General features: G+C 36.1%; 6 protein-coding genes. 4 read left to right on the top strand and 2 right to left on the bottom strand.

The window, feature by feature from the left end:
* Positions 1 to 177: 177 nt before the first annotated feature.
* Complete coding sequence (locus tag UIB65_RS04315) at positions 178 to 894, bottom strand: DUF4013 domain-containing protein (protein ID WP_330039890.1); 717 nt, start codon at positions 892 to 894, stop codon at positions 178 to 180.
* A gap of 187 nt (positions 895 to 1,081) precedes the next feature.
* Positions 1,082 to 1,336 carry a hypothetical protein gene (locus tag UIB65_RS04310; protein ID WP_330039889.1) on the bottom strand — a complete coding sequence of 85 codons (255 nt, stop codon included), beginning with the start codon at positions 1,334 to 1,336 and terminating at the stop codon, positions 1,082 to 1,084.
* Positions 1,337 to 1,682: 346 nt separating this feature from the next.
* Between UIB65_RS04310 and UIB65_RS04305 the strand changes: the two genes are divergently transcribed.
* The 4 genes from UIB65_RS04305 (at position 1,683) to UIB65_RS04290 (ending at position 17,570) form a co-directional block, all read left to right on the top strand.
* The gene (locus UIB65_RS04305) at positions 1,683 to 4,790 is read left to right on the top strand and encodes a C1 family peptidase (RefSeq protein ID WP_330039888.1); all 3,108 of its coding nucleotides are present in this window, start codon (positions 1,683 to 1,685) and stop codon (positions 4,788 to 4,790) included.
* A gap of 155 nt (positions 4,791 to 4,945) precedes the next feature.
* The gene (locus UIB65_RS04300) at positions 4,946 to 8,122 is read left to right on the top strand and encodes a C1 family peptidase (protein WP_330039887.1); all 3,177 of its coding nucleotides are present in this window, start codon (positions 4,946 to 4,948) and stop codon (positions 8,120 to 8,122) included.
* 9 nt (positions 8,123 to 8,131) lie between these two features.
* A complete protein-coding gene (locus UIB65_RS04295) occupies positions 8,132 to 11,503 on the top strand; it encodes a C1 family peptidase (RefSeq protein ID WP_330039886.1) in 3,372 nt (1,123 codons plus the stop codon).
* 154 nt (positions 11,504 to 11,657) lie between these two features.
* Positions 11,658 to 17,570, top strand: coding sequence for a C1 family peptidase (locus tag UIB65_RS04290; protein WP_330039885.1), 5,913 nt, complete (start codon positions 11,658 to 11,660; stop codon positions 17,568 to 17,570).
* Positions 17,571 to 17,732 lie beyond the last annotated feature (162 nt).

Below are 17,732 nucleotides of genomic sequence, written 5' to 3'. Positions count from 1 at the left end.
GAAATCTAATAACAATTTAAAAAATAAATAATCTACAAAAATTAAAATAAATAAAAATTTAAAAGAATATAGTAAAAATAATAAAAATTAAGCTAAAAAATTTTTTGACAAAAAATCAAAAATCAATTTTGGCGGACACCCATAAAAAAAGAAAAAAAGAAAAAAAGATTGGTTTGATTATGCTTCGGAGTATAACAAACCAATAGCTCTATTGTAGAAGAATACAAAGTAAACTGAAAAAATACCTAATAAAATAGCACCAATGGTATTATTCATATTAGTAATTAATGCAAGGATAAATGCAACGATTACTAAGATAACTACAATAACAAGAACAGTTGCAATGATTTTACCAAATCCTACTCTGGAAATGTCTCCGATAGCTTCTCCAATAGCTAAAGCATCACCTAAATTATCAGTTTTTGCTAATCTACATTTAGCCATAAAGTTAGCCAAAGCAAATAAAATAACTAAAATTAAGCTGATTATGACCATAATCCAGTCTCTGAGGAAAAGACTTAAAATGAAAATAAGAATTGCAGGAATAATGTAATATACAATGCTGACAATAATTAATTTAACAGCATTTGTGATTTGTCTTCCGATGTCTATTCCAGGACTATCAGATCTTCTTTCAATACCATATTTTATAATGTCTAAACCATATCCTTCAATTAAGAACAGTACAAGAATAAAAACAATAATTCCGACAATAGCCAATCCGCTAAAAGCAAATCCGGCAAAACCTTTTGTAGAAAATGAAGCTGCACTTGAAATTAAAGTTGCACCTCCGATAATTCCTGCGATTATAGCTAAAACCGCATATAAAACTAATGCTTTAATATTACTAAATGGGTATCCTAAAGCATCTCCTATTATGTCTCCTACGCCCATATTTATCACCTTTTTTTTTTAATTTTTGTTTAAAATTGAAACTCATTAGAGTTGTTACCATGTTTATTTGTCAATCAATATAAATATTTCGATAAAATTTCTTTTGTTTTGAAATCAAAACATAAATAAAGTGTTCAGTTGTATAATTTCCATTCTGTATTTTTTTAAGATTTTTGTGAGAATTAATTTAAAAAAAGAAAATTAGGTTGAAATAAATTCTCTTTTTATTAAAAAAGGATATTACTATTTTAACATTCGCTGAAGTTAATTTCAAAAGATTATGATTTCTCATTTTAACGTTCAATCTTGGTCTTATCATCAAATAAATGATAGTCAAAATAAGCATGACAACATGCAAAACAAGTAGAATCAATGAAGTTTGGTTGAATTCTACGACCGAAGCAGTGTTGTGGTCTATGGTACATCCTGCTAAAACAACCACTATAACAACTATGATTGATAAGTCGATTGCTGAACATTGTGCCTGTGCTATGAGGCATAAAAATCACTTATCAGATAAATGGCATCTATTGTAATAATTGACTGGGCTATTGTTACCAGCTAGCAGCCAGGATAAACAGAATCAATAGCTGCATCCCGACTGTAATTTTACATTCATTTTTTCCTGAAAGGGCTTATGATTATAATTTCGTAAGGAATAATATATGATATAATTTTTTTGTTAATAAACTGTATTTTGTAATGGTTAAAGTTTGAATATCTAGTTTTTAAATCAACTATGATATATATTTAAATAACTATTCATAAATTAACTCATAGTGATAATTATGAAAACTTTAAAAATTATGATTGTCATGCTTATTTTAATTATGTCGGTGGGGGTTGTCTGTGCAGCAGAAAACATTACTGAAGATATTAAATATGATGACAGTCAGGATATTTTGGAAAGTACACAAGAATATGTCGTTGCTGTGGACGATTCGCCACAGTCATTTTCTCAATTAAATGAAGAGATAACAAATGCGACAGGAAACTATTTGAAATTGAATGCCGACTATAAATTCAACAGTTCATCAGATAGTGAGGGCGGAATCGTTATTAGAAATGACAATTTTGTTCTTGACGGTGAAGGACATACAATTGACGCAAATAATCAGGCTAGGGCTTTTGTTATTTTGGGAACAAATGTAACGGTTAATAACCTTACCATAATCAATGCAAACTCTCAGGCAGGTAGTGCATTCATTATTCCATCAGGTTCACTAACAACAAATTATGTAAACATTGATAACTGTACTGCTGTTCGGGGAGTAGTTTTTACAGAAAATGGTCCAAGCTATACTAATAACTATGGTAAAATCACGGATTCAACTAGTGATAGTTTTGGAGTAGTATATATAGCCAATTCTACTGCAACTTTCAATAATGTATTCATGAGCAGTTCTAAAGAATTGGTATGGGGATTTGTCTATGGAAGATCTGGTGCTACAATTACTGTTCTAAACTCCATATTTGCAAATACAACATCCCAGTATTCTACTGCAATCATGTCAGACAAATCAACAATTATTAAGAATTCAAAATTCATCAACTTATATGCCAACTTTACTGCGGGTGCTGTTGCAATAAAAGGAATACGGGAAAATGCAGTGATTGAAAATTGTACATTTGTAAATGTTTCCTCTTCAAAAAATGGAGGAGCATTATTTATTGATACCTATGATACTGTGTTTAAACCTGTATCAATTACTAATTCCACTTTCACAGATTGTAATTCCGGATTTGGTGGAGCCATAATGGCATTAGGAGGTAATATTACCATAAAAGATTGTAATTTTACAAATAATGTTGTATTATTCGATGGTGGTGCAATATATACATCTCATTCAATCATGACTATTTCAAATTCAATATTCGATGAAAATGGTGGATTTGGATCTGTAGTCGGACGTGATTCTTACGGTGGTGCAATTTATGGTGATGTCTGTGAATTAAATTTATATAATTCAAAGTTAATCAACAACTTTGCGCAATCAGGTCAGGCAATGTACCTGTATGATTCTGATTATGATATTGAAAGCAATACATTTGACAATAATTCTGATTTAAATGGCACTTATATGGATATTTATACTGCATTTGAAAAGACAATCAATACCTTAAATAATAACAATTACAGTAGAGATAATTCTACAAGTTTGAACAATGAATTCTATGAAACAATCGTTGACATTCCTGGAGTGCAAATAGAATTAATAAATAATGCAATTGATGTTGCCACACTCCCTTCTAAATTTGATTTACGTGAATGGGGTTGGGTTACTCCTGTCAAAAGCCAGGGAAATATGCTGTCATGTTGGGCGTTTGCAACTGCAGGTGCACTAGAATCTTCAATATTAAGATATTTAGGAATTTCAATGAGTCTTTCAGAAAACAACATACAGAATATGGGACTACAATACTCCAGATACGGTTTAGACGGTATGACTGAAGCCGGAGCCATAGTTGTCGGTAGTGGTTATGCATTGGGTTGGTTTGGTGTATTTGCATCCGATTATGATGTATATGACCAACTTGGAAAAGTTTCACCAATAATCGCACCAACTTCAGCCATTCATATCCAAGACCTAATCATCATACCTCCACGTAAAAATTCAACAGACAATGACCTGTTAAAAGAGGCTATTTTAAAATATGGTGCAGTAGGAATTGCTTATTACGGTACAAATGTCCTTCCGTATGTCAATGGATCTTCACAATATGTTCCAGATAATATTGGTCCAAACCATGGAGTTGCACTTATCGGATGGGATGACAACTATCCTAAAGAAAACTTCTATATCACACCGCCTAGTGACGGTGCATGGATTATCAAAAACAGTTGGGGAGAAACCGTTGGAGACAATGGATATTACTATATTTCCTATTATGATACCACATTTGCAACTGCGATGGAATCATATGCATTTATACTCAACAACACTGTCCCATATAATAAAAATTACCAAGTAAATGTTATGGGCGCATTAGGCTTTTTAGACGTTTCAAACGAATACAAGAACATCTATGAAGCATTTGATGATGATTTGATTGCAGGTGTTGGAACATACTTCAATCAAAGTGGTGCGGAATACACTGTCGAAATCTATGTCAATGATGTTTTAAGACACACACAAAGCGGTATTTCCCCATATTATGGATTCCATACCATCCAACTGGACACTTTTGTTCCGGTTAAAAAAGGAGATATCTTTACTGTTAAAATCAAATCAAACAATGGTCCAGTGCATGCCCAATCAAGATTACATTATCCTGCAAACACATCATTCTACTTACAAGATGGTGAATGGAAAGATGCATCTTTGGAAAGTCAAGTCTGCGTTATAAAGGCATATACTGTTGCTGATGATTCCATAATCATTGACAATAAGAATATTTCAGTTGACTATGATGGTGGTAAATATTTCTCCGTTAAAGTTACAACCGCAGACGGCCATGCCCTTTCAGGTGCAAAAGTCACCTTCACAATCAATAAGAAAACAAAAACAGTAACAACCAACAAAAACGGAATAGCAAAAATAAAAATAACCGACATTCCTAAAAAATACACAATAACAACTAAATACAACAACAAAACCTACAAAAATATCGTTACTGTAAAACAAGTGCTTACAGCCAGCAAGGTAACTGTCAAAAAGACAGCCAAGAAATTTACCTTGAAAGCTAAACTTAAAATCAATGGCAAGTTGGTTAAAGGAAAACAGATAACATTCAAGTTCAATGGCAAAACCTACAAGGTGAAAACCAATTCTAATGGTATTGCACAAAAAACATTGAACAAAAAAGTTATCAACAAACTCAAAAAAGGTAAAACATACACTGTAAAAGTGACCTACAAAAAAGACACCATAAAAACAACCGTTAAAGTTAAGTAGATGATTTATTATCTACTTTTCTCTTATTTTTTTTAACAATTTATTACTTCGTTCATTTTTTCCAAACCAATTAGAATAATCATCATTAAAACTTCTCAAAACTAAATAAACATGCTTATATATCCACTTTTAATATATATTGATATGTGATATTTATGAAGGCTTTGAAAATTTTGATTGTCATGCTTATTTTGATAATGTCAGTGGGGGCAGTCTGTGCAGCAGAAAGCATCACCGACAATACAATAAGCAATGACAGCAAAGGAATATTACAAACGGTTCAGGAGGATATCACAACTGACGACAGTTCGGATGTCCTTGGAACCGCTCAGAATGACATCTACACAGCAAGCGATGATTCATTCACCAACCTGACTGATGAAATAAATAGTAAAGATGTCGTGGATTTAACTCACGACTACAAATTCAACAACGAAACCGATGACAAAAGCGGAATTGTTATCGGCAAGGATAACTTTGTCCTTAACGGTAACGGCCACACAATCGATGGAAACAACCAGTCAAGAATATTCAACATTACCTCAAACAACGTAACATTAAGCAATCTGATTTTAACCGGAGGTAACGCTGAAAAAGGCGGAGCAATCTATGCTACCGGATCCTTAACATTGAACAATGTCACATTCATAAACAACTATGCGAAAACAGAAGGGGGAGCTGTAGGGCTTTACGGTAATGTAACTCTTAACTGTGACAATACGGATTTCACTGATAATTATGCTGAAGCAGGTTCAGCAATATATGTGGAAAAGGGTAAATTGAATCTTTACAATGCGGAATTGAGTTCAAAAATTTTCAATAAGTATTCTCAAATTGCTGCTTTGAGGCATTCTGTAATTAATATAGAAAATGCTACTTTTGCTAACTCTACTTCTTCTTATTCACCAGCAATGTATCTTAGAAATACTACAACTTCAATAATCAATTCTAAATTCTATAATTTGAGAGGTGATATTACTGCTGGTGCAATAGGCGTTAGAGCTGGCGGTGAGATATATATCAAAAATTGTGAATTTATAAACACTACATCCTCTAAAAATGCAGGTGCTGTTTATGCAGATATTGCCGGAGAGGGTGAGGGTGGTTATCTAACAATAATTGATACTGTCTTTAAGGATACATATTCTGACTTTGGTGGAGCATTACTTCAATTAGGTGGAGATTTATTCCTAAACAATACAGAATTCATAAACGGTCATGCAACTTATAACGGAGGATCAGTATATCTTTCATATGTAAACGGTACAGTTAATAACTGTACTTTTGATTCAAACAGTGTTGATGTTATTGAAGGTTATCCAACCTATGGTGGTGCAATATTGTTGGATATGGGTACCTATAATATTGTTGACTCTAAATTCTTCAATAACAATGCAAGTGCAGGAGCCTCAATTTATGCATATGATTCAGCATACACCATTAGCAATTCAATATTTGAAAACAATACAAACCCTATTTACTCAGTTTTTGATAAACAATCCATTATAGACGAAACAAACATTTTCATCAATGACAACAACATCTCAACCAATAATACCTTTTATGCAACAATAATTGTTGGGGAAGGCATGCAATTAACCTTGATTAACAACACTATCAATGTCACTACTCTTCCGACCAGATACGATTCACGTGACTGGGGTTGGGTTTCACCAGTTAGGGCTCAAGGTTGGATGGGTTCCTGCTGGACATTTGGAATGACAGGTGCCTTAGAATCTGCATTATTAAAAGCCACAGGCCTCAAAATTGACCTTTCAGAAAACAACATGCAAGACACTATGATAAAGTATTCAATTTATGGGGATTTGGACTTGGTTGAAGGCGGAATAAACACTGTTGCAGCAAGCTACCTGTTGAGTTGGTTCGGAGTATTTACAGAAGATCTGGATTCATATGATGAAATGGGTAAAATTTCACCAGTAATCAAAACCACTCAAGACATTCATGTTCAAGATGTGATATTTATAGCTAATGATGAAGTGCCTAACGGTACAAAACTTAAAGAAGCAATCATGAAATATGGCTCTATAAATGTCAATTATTATGGACAATCCCAATACGATGAAGTAAGCCTGTATTATAATACTGAAACATATGCACAATATGTTGATGTGCCTACACAGCAAAATCATGCTGTTACAGTTGTGGGATGGGATGACAATTTCCCAAAAGAAAAGTTCTTGGCTACCCCTCCTGGTGACGGTGCATGGATTGTCAAAAACAGCTGGGGTCCTGCTTGGGGAGAAAATGGATATTTATATGTTTCATATTACGACCAATCATTTGTACAATGTGGCCCAGACGAATTGAATGGGCATGCCACTGCAGTAATAATTGAAAACACCATTCCATACAATAAAAACTATCAATATGTTGTGGCATGGGACGGCAGTTTCTTACCTGGTGCAAAAACTGCAAGCTATATGAATGTATTTGAAGCATTGGACGATGATCTGATTGCAGCTGTCGGAACATTCTTCCAGGAAGGTGGCGATAACTATACTGTTGAAATCTATGTAAACGATGAATTAAAACTAACTCAAAATGGAGTGACTCCCTATATGGGCTACCACACCATCAAATTAAATGAATACATACCGGTAAAAGAAGGTGATGTCTTCAAAGCAGTAATAACCACAAAAAATATACCATTCATGAGGCTTGACACTATGAGAACGCATTATACCAGCAATATTTCATTTGTTTCTATCGACGGAACCCCTTGGATGGATTCCTACAGCGAAGGCGTAATTGCTGTTTTGAAAGTCTATACTGTCGCTGATGACAGCAAAATCATCAACAACAAAAACATTACTGTCGACTATGACGGAGGCAAATACTTCTCCGTCAATGTTGTAACTGAGGAAGGAATAGCTGTTGCAGGTGCCAGCGTAAAATTCAACATCAACGGCGTGACAAAAACAGTTAAAACCAACAGCAAAGGTGTCGCTAAAATCAAAATAACACAAACTCCTAAAAAATACACCATCAAAACCACATACAACGGAAAAACAGTCAAAAACACAGTCACCGTAAAACAGGTTTTAACCACAAGCAAAGTCACAGTCAAAAAGACAGCCAAGAAATTTACCTTAAAAGCCAAACTCAAAATCAACGGCAAACTGGTTAAAGGCAAAAAGATAACATTCAAATTAAATGGCAAAACCTACAAGGTCAAAACCAATGCAAAAGGAGTTGCACAAAAGACATTAAACAAAAAAGTCATCAACAAGCTTAAAAAAGGTAAAACATACACAGTCAAGGTGACCTACCTCAAGGACACAATAAAGACAACAGTCAAGGTAAAATAGGTGAAACAAATGAAAAAAATCATACTGGGCGTATTGCTGGTGCTGCTCTTCTCCATTGGTGCGGCCTACGCCAGCGACGCCAACGACACAATCGGCACTGAAGACCAGCAAAACCTTGCTGACTCGCCGAAGACATTCACAGAACTGGAAATTGACATCAATGCATCAGACGACACCTTTGATGTCCAGGACAACTACACATTCAACAGCGAAAGCGATAAGGGATATGTTGAAATCAGCAAAAGCGATTTTACAATAAACGGAAACAACCATGTAATTGATGGAAACAGGCAATCAGGAATATTCAACATAACCGGAAACAATGTAACAATTAGCAATCTGATTTTTAAGAACGGAAAATCCGAAATTGGAGGAATCATAGACTCTGCCGGTGAGGTGACATTGAGAAATGTCACATTCATCGCCAATAACATGACATTCCTCAGTGACCATATTACATATAAGGGTGGAGCCATAGCAAATCATGGTGGAAAGATCAACTGCTATGATTCCAGGTTCATTGACAATCACGCAGAATCGGGTTCGGCCATTTTCATCCAGAATGGGGAGTTGAATGTCAAAAACACCAACTTCACATCATCCATATCTAACAAATACGGTCAGATTTGGGTAAAGGATTCCTCGGCCACTATTGATGGGGCTAACTTCATAAACATATCCGCCATCTATTCCCCTGCCATATCCTTCGAAAAATGCGAAGATATTGTAATAACCAATTCAAGATTCATCAATTTAAGCGCCGAGATGTCTGCAGGAGCATTTGGCTTGAAAGGGAAAGGCAACCTTTACCTGAGGGATTGCAAGTTCATCAACACCAAATCCTCCAAAAATGCGGGGGCCATAATGATGGATTATGAAGTCGAGGATTGCAATGTCACAATTCTTGATTGCAGCTTTGTCAATTCATCGTCCATGATTGGCGGAGCATATGTTCAATTGTGCGGTAAACTGTTCATGAACAATTCAGATTTCACAAACTGCAGGGCATCCTATAATGGAGGGGCAGTTTATCTTTCATTCGCCAAAAGCAGCATCTACAATTGTACATTCAATTCCAATGTGGCATCCCTATCCGAGGATTATACAGCCTATGGCGGCGCAATATACTGTGACATAGGCACCATGGAACTGGCCAATTCCAGTTTCATAAATAACTCCGCATATCTTGGAAATGCAGTGTATGCCTGCGATTCGAAGTATAACATCACAAACTGCACATTCGCCAACAACGCCAATGCGATATACACAGATTTTGATGGTGATGAAGTCAATTTGGATGGCAATGATTATGGCGATGACAGCGTTATCACCAATCAGACCTACTCATATCAGACATTCATCGATTCCGTTGCACAGGAGCGGATATCCCTTGACAATACCATAAACGTTGAAACTCTTCCATCCCGCTTCGATTTGCGAGATTGGGGATGGGTAACTCCAGTCAAGCATCAGGGACATTTGGGTGCCTGCTGGACATTCGCAGCGATGAATGTAGTGGAATCCGCAATGTTGAAGAAATATGGGGTGAGCCTTAACCTTTCAGAATCAAACCTGATTCATACAATGTTGAAATATTCTCCTAATGGCTTTAAAGTAGCCGAGGAAGGAGGAAATAATGTAATGTCCATTTCATATATTGTGGACTGGTTTGGCCCTGTTTTTGAAGAGAATGACCCTTATGATGAGGTCGGAAAGCTTTCACAGTTCCTGCCGAGTTCGGATATCATCCACATTCAGGACATGATTTTGGTTCCTAATGATGAGCCAGGAACTTCCAAAATGAAAGAGGCAATCCTTAAATACGGTGCATTGGTTGCAGGTTATCATGTGAATCCATATAAGCCATACTACAATCCTAAAACTTTCGCAAATTATGTCAATGAAAGCTTAACTTCAAACCATGAAATCTCAGTAGTCGGATGGGATGATGATTTTTCTGCAGACAATTTCCTCATTAAGCCGGATGGCGATGGGGCATGGATAGTCAAGAACAGCTGGGGAACCGGTTGGGGTGAAGAAGGGTTCTTTTACATTTCATATTATGACAAGTCATTTTTAGGAGATTCGAATGTTTTCAGTCATGCCGCTGCAGTAATACTTGAAAATGATGTGGCCTACACCAAGAATTACCAACACGACTTCTCATGGTCAGGCCAGTTTGTAGATTACACTGAGCAATATGGAGTCAATGGCACCATGATTTATGCCAATCAGTTTGAAGCAGCTGCTGATGATTTGATTGCAGGTGTGGGAACCTACTTCAATCAAAGCGGTGTAAATTACACTGTGGAGATATATGTAAACGAAGAGTTGAAATTGATCCAGAATGGAGTGTCCCCATTTTACGGATTCCATACCATCAAGCTGAACGAATATGTTTCAGTTAAAAAAGGGGATGTGTTCAAGGCAGTCATTACTTCAAACGCAGTGCCTGTTGTGAATTTGAAATATTCCAGAACGCATTATGGTGAAAATCTCTCCTTCCTATATTACGGAGGCAAATGGAACGACATGTATAAAGATGAATGTATTGCCTGCCTGAAGGTCTTTACTGTCAATGACACAAGCAAAATCATCAACAATCGTGACATTTCAGTTGACTACGGAGGGGAGTCCTACTTCAGCGTCAATGTAGTGACTGGCGATGGCCACGCCGTTGTCGGTGCCGCTGTCAAGTTCACAATCAACGGCAAAACAACAACCGCTTTCAGCGATGATGACGGAATCGCCAAAGTCAGGATAACTGATGTTCTGGGCACTTATGAAGTGACAACCGAATGCAACGGCCAGGCCTGCAGTAACAAGGTAACCGTAAATCTTAATGCGAACACCTGCAAGATTACACAAAACAAAAACATTAAAGTGGACTATGACGGAGGAAAATACTTCTCAGTCAAAATAGTCTCACAAGACGGTAAAGTGGCTGCTTCCGGAGTTAGCGTCAAATTCACAATCAACGGAAAATCCACAACTGTCAAAACCGACAAAAACGGAATCGCCAAAATCAAAATAACTGATGTTCCTAAAAAGTACACCATGACAACCACATACAATGGAAAATCAGTTAAAAATACTGTAACCGTAAATCAGGTGCTCAAAGCCAAAAAGGTCACAGTCAAAAAGACAGCCAAAAAACTTACCTTAAAAGCAACCCTCAAAATCAACGGCAAACTCCAAAAAGGAAAACAAATAACCTTCAAATTCAACGGCAAAACCTACAAGGTGAAAACCAATTCCAAAGGTATTGCACAAAAAACATTAAACAAAAAAGTCATCAAAAAACTCAAAAAAGGTAAAAAATACACTGTCCAAGTGACCTACAAAAAAGACACAATAAAAACAACCGTTAAAATCAAGTAGATAATTTATTATCTACTTTTCTCTTATTTTTTTTACAATTTATTATTCCATTCATTTTTTTCCAAACAATTTAGAATAATCACCATTAAAACTTCTCAAAACTAAATAAACATGCTTATATATCAATTTTCACATATATTAATATGTGATAATAATGAAGGTTTTAAAAATTTTGATTGTCATGCTTATTTTGATAATGTCGGTGGGGGCGGTCTGTGCAGCAGAAAGCATCACTGACGATGCAATAGGAGATGACAGCAAAGAAATATTAACAACGGTTCAAGAGGATATCACAACTGATGACAGTACGGAAATCCTTAAAACCACTCAGAATGACATCTACACAGCAAGTGATGATTCATTCACCAACTTGACTGATGAAATAAAAAGTAAAGATGTTGTGGATTTAACCCATGACTACAAATTCAACAACGAAACCGATGCCAGTAGCGGAATTGTTATTGCTAAGGATAATTTTGTCCTTAACGGTAACGGCCACACAATCGATGGAAACAACCAATCAAGACTATTGGACATTAGCGGAAAAAATATAACATTAAATGACTTGATTTTAATCAACGGTAATTTCGCGAATTGTGGTGGAATACGTGCTGTTGAATCAACACTGACATTAAATAATGTTACTTTCATCAACAATCATGCAGACAATCAGGGAGGAGCTATAGGACTAGATACTACAACCCTTGTTTGTAATTTTACCAGATTTATTGATAGTTATGCTAAAGACGGACCAGCCATCCTTCTTATGGAAAGTGAAGCGAAACTTTACAATTCATACATAACCTCAAAAAATTTCGTTAAAGGTTCCCAAATTTACCTTACTCCCGGCACTGAAGCATATATAGAAAACACTACTTTTGCCAATATTATTTCATCTTATGCACCGGCATTAAATATTAAATCTGCTAAAGCTTCAATAATCAATTCCAGATTCATTGATTTAAAAGCCAATATTACCGCAGGTGCAATTGCCACTAAAACCGGTGGAGAGCTATATATTGAAAATAGTGAATTCGAAAACGTTACCTCTTCCAAAAATGGAGGTGCCATTTTTGCTGATGTTACCGGAAGTACTGGCGCTACAGGTAATGTGACCATAATCGGCAGCAAATTTAAGGACACTTATTCTGAATTTGGCGGAGCATACATCCAATTGGGTGGAGATTTCACGTTAAAGAATACAGAATTCATAAACTCCCAGGCCAAGTATAATGGAGGTGCTGTTTACGTTTCATATACAAATACCGAAATCGATAATTGTACCTTTGATTCAAATGGCGTCAGCATTATTGAAGGATATCCGACATATGGCGGTGCAATATACTGTGATATGAGCACATTAGATATAACAGACTCTAAATTTTTCAATAATGTGGCAAGTGCCGGAAGCGCAATCTATGCATACGATAACTCATACAGCATCAAAAACTCAATATTTGAAAACAATGCAAACCCTATCTACACTGTTTTCGATAAGGAATCTGTTTTAGAAAACAATGATTATATTAATGACGGCAACATCTCACTAAACAACACATATTATTCAACTATAATAATCGGAGAAGGCCTGCAATTGGTATTGCTCAACAATACCATCAGTGTCGACACCATTCCAAAGAAATTTGATTTGCGTGATTGGGGATGGGTTTCATCCGTTAAAAATCAGGCAGGAATGGGTGCATGCTGGACATTCGGAATGACAGGTACACTGGAATCCGCACTGCTGAAAGCTGCAAACATCACAACTGACTTTTCAGAAAACAACATGCAGAATACCATGCTGAAATATTCAATTTATGGATGCAATATGATGACGGAAGGTGGAGCCAACGTTATTTCCACAGGTTATTTGTTGAGCTGGCTTGGAGCATTCACACAGGATGTGGATATCTATGATGAAGTTGGAAAAATTTCACCGGTTATCACAACCCAGAATGATATCCATGTTCAGGATGTGATGTTCACACCTAACAAGGAAATACCGCAGGGCACATTACTTAAATTGGCGATCATGAACTACGGTTCCATAGACGTGGCATTTTACGGACAAGCCACATCTGAGGAGAGAAATGAGTATTATAATCCAGAAACCCATGCGCATTATGTTAATGAATCCATAGAACCAAGTCATGCGGTTTCAATTATAGGATGGGACGACAGTTATGATGCAAGCAACTTCCTAATCACACCTCCAGGCAACGGCGCATGGATTGTCAAAAACAGTTACGGTACCAACTGGGGAGAGAATGGATTCTTCTATATCTCATATTACGATAAGACATTACTGAACTGTGAAGACGTGACAAATTATGCCACTTCAATAATAATTGAAAATACCGAACTATACAATAAAAACTACCAACGTACTCTCATATGGGGAGGCGATTTCCAATCAGGCAGTCAAAATGTAAGTTATATGAATGTCTTTGAAGCATTGGACGATGATTTGATTGCAGCTGTCGGAACATACTTCGATCAGGAAGGTATGGATTATACAATCGAAATTTATGTAAATGACGAATTGAAATTGACCCAGACCGGAGTGTCACCATACTTCGGTTACCGCACAATCAAGTTAAACAAATACATACCGATTAAAGAAGGCGATGTTTTCAAAGCAGTGATAACTTCAAATGCCGCACCAACCGTTAACTTAACTTATGGCAGGGCACATTACACCCAAAATACATCATTCATATCCTTCGATGGAGGATCCATGGTAGATTCCTATGACTTAGGATATATTGCATGTCTGAAAGTCTACACAGTTGCTGATGATTGCATAATCGTTGACAATGAAGATATCACAGTTGATTACAGAAGTGACTCCTACTTTACTGTTAAAATCGTGACCGCTGATGGCCATGCTGTCGGTGCAGGCGCAGCAGTCAACTTCACAATCAACGAAAAAACAACAACAGTGCTGACAGATGAAGACGGAATAGCCAAAATAAAGATTTCAGAAACTCCGGACACATATACAATGACAACCTCCATCAACGGCAAGGACTACACCAATACCGTTACAGTAATTCAGGTCCCAACTCCTGCAATGACATTTAAAGAATTGGAGGAAGCAATTAAAAACTCAACCAAAGAATATCTGGATTTATATGATGATTATGAATTCAACAATGAAACAGACAGCAAAATTGGAATTCTCATTGACAGGCATAACTTTGTCATCAACGGTAACGGCCGTACAATTGATGGGAAAAACCAGTCAAGAATATTCAACATTACTGCAAACAACGTAACAATAAACGATTTAATCCTAATCAACGGTAATGCCGAAAAAGGTGGAGCAATCTATGCTAGCGGATCATTGACATTGAACAATGTAACTTTCATTAGCAACTATGCAAGTAAAAATGGTGGTGCTGTAGCAGTTTATGAAGATGTAACTATTAATTGTAACAATTCCAAATTCATTGATAATTATGGAGATGCCGGCTCATCAATATACATTGAAAAAGGTAAATTAAACCTCTACAACACAGAATTCACTTCAGGCATACATGCCAAACGTGGCCAAATTATTATTAAAGAAGCAGAAGGTTATGTTGACAATGTCACATTTGCAAATATCGTTTCAAACTACACTCCTGCAATATATATGGAAAAATCAAAAGCTCTTACAATACTCAATTCCAAATTTATTAATCTGGCCGCAAACATCTCCTCAGGCGCAATAGGTCTTAAAAGTGGTGGAGCACTATACCTCAGGAATTGTGAATTCATCAACGTCACTTCTGCTAAAAATGCAGGAGCCATTCTTGCAGATATTCCTGGAGGTGATAACTTAAGTCCGGGCAATGTGACCATACTAGATACAGTATTCAGGAACACTTCTTCCGGATTTGGTGGTGCTTATATCCAATTCGGTGGAAATCTCATCATAAACAATACTGAATTCACAAACTGTCATGCTACATACAATGGAGGTGCAGTTTACATTTCATATGTTGATTCTGCTGAAATCAATGACTGTAATTTTACTTCAAACGGTGTTGATATTATTGAAGGATATCCTACTTACGGTGGCGCAATGGTCATTGACATGTCTACAATAAGTATAAATGACTCTAGATTCATCAACAACACTGCAAGTGCTGGAAATGCAATCTATGCTTATGATGCATCATATGACATTAGAAATTCACTGTTTGAAAACAACACAAATCCTATCTACACATTTTTCGATAAACAATCCATTATAGACGAAACAAATACTTTCAGAAATGATGATAACATCTCAACCAACAATACCTTATATGCAACATTCCAAGTTGGACAAGGTCTGCAGTTAACATTAATCAACAATGTAATCAATGTTACTGCTCTTCCGGCAAGATATGATTCACGTGACTGGGGATGGGTTTCACCAATCAAAAATCAAGGTTGGATGGGCGCCTGTTGGACATTCGGAATGACTGGAGTACTTGAATCAGCGTTATTGAAAGCAACCGGCCTTGCAGCGGTTCTTTCAGAAAACAACATGAAGAATACCATGATGAAATATTCAATTTACGGTGATACTCAAACAATCGAAGGGGGAGGCAACATTGATTCCACAGCTTATCTCTTGAGCTGGCTTGGAGCATTTATGCAGGGTGCTGATACCTATGATGAGTTAGGAAAGCTTTCGCCGGTGATTACAACCCAAAATGATATTCATGTTCAGGATCTTATGTTCATACCTAATAACGAAATACCGAACGGCACACAGCTCAAATGGGCAATCCTGAAATACGGTTCTATAGATGTAACTTACAATGGACAGTCCACATATGATGATGTGACTCCTTATTATAGGCCTGACACTCATTCACAGTATGTGAATGTAACTATTCCTCCGAACCATGCTGTTTCAGTTGTCGGATGGGATGACAACTATCCAAAAGAGAATTTCGGAATTATTCCGCCGGGTGACGGTGCATGGATTGTCAAAAACAGTTGGGGAACTAATTTTGGAGAAAATGGATTCCTGTATGTTTCATATTATGACCAGACTTTCTTGCAATATATTCCTGACAGGATATTTCGATATGCAACTGCAATAATAATTGAAAATACAGTTCCATATAATAAAAACTATCAGTATGATTTAATGTGGGGCGAAGGCTTCGATACAGGTAATTCAACTGCAAGTTATATGAATGTATTTGAAGCTTTAGATGATGATTTGATTGCAGCAGTTGGAACATACTTCAACCAAAGTGGCATCAACTATAAAGTCGAAATTTTTGTTAATGATGTGTTAAAACTAACTCAGGAAGGAGTATCTCCATATCTTGGTTACCATACCATCAAATTAAACGATTACATACCAATCAAAAAAGGAGATGTCTTCAAAGCAGTGATTACCTCAAACGGTGTTCCATTCATTGATCTTGCCGATACTAGAGTACATTATACTGAAAACATTTCATTTGTCAGCATTGACGGACAGCCTTGGCAGGATGCTTACAACTTAGGTTATATTGCATGTCTTAAAGCATATACAGTTGCAGATGACAGTAAAATCATCAACAATAAAAACATTGCTGTTGACTATAATGGTGGTAAATATTTCTCTGTTAAAGTTGTAACTGCTGATGGTCATACGGTCGGTGCAGGTGCAAAAGTCACTTTTACAATCAACAAAAAGACTAAAACAGTAACAACCGACAAAAACGGAATAGCAAAAATAAAGATAACTGACGTTCCTAAAAAATATACAATAATAACTAAATATGCCGGTAAAACTTATAAAAATACTGTTACTGTTAAACAGGTGCTTAAAGCAAGCAAAGTTACTGTTAAAAAGACAGCCAAAAAATTTACCTTAAAAGCAACACTTAAAATCAACGGCAAACTGGTTAAAGGCAAAGTTATTAAATTTAAATTCAACGGCAAAACCTATAAAGCTAAAACCAATGCAAAAGGTGTTGCACAAAAAACATTAACCAAAAAAGTTATAAACAAGCTTAAAAAAGGTAAAACATACGCTGTCAAAGTAACTTACAGTAAAGACACAATAAAAACAACTGTTAAAGTTAAGTAGATTAATACTATCGGCGGTATCTTTTTAGCTTACTTAATATTATTTTACAACAGAGCTATTGGTTTATTATACTGAAGCATAATCAATCCACTCTTTTTTTTCTTTTTTTTTTAATTATTCATCATTCATGTTTTTTTTTTGATATGGTAATTATTTGGTATT

This window comes from Methanobrevibacter sp. (genome assembly GCF_036307625.1).
Taxonomy (GTDB): domain Archaea; phylum Methanobacteriota; class Methanobacteria; order Methanobacteriales; family Methanobacteriaceae; genus Methanocatella.
The sequence above is the reverse complement of the archived record's forward strand: the minus strand, read 5'-3'. Positions and strand labels throughout refer to the sequence as shown.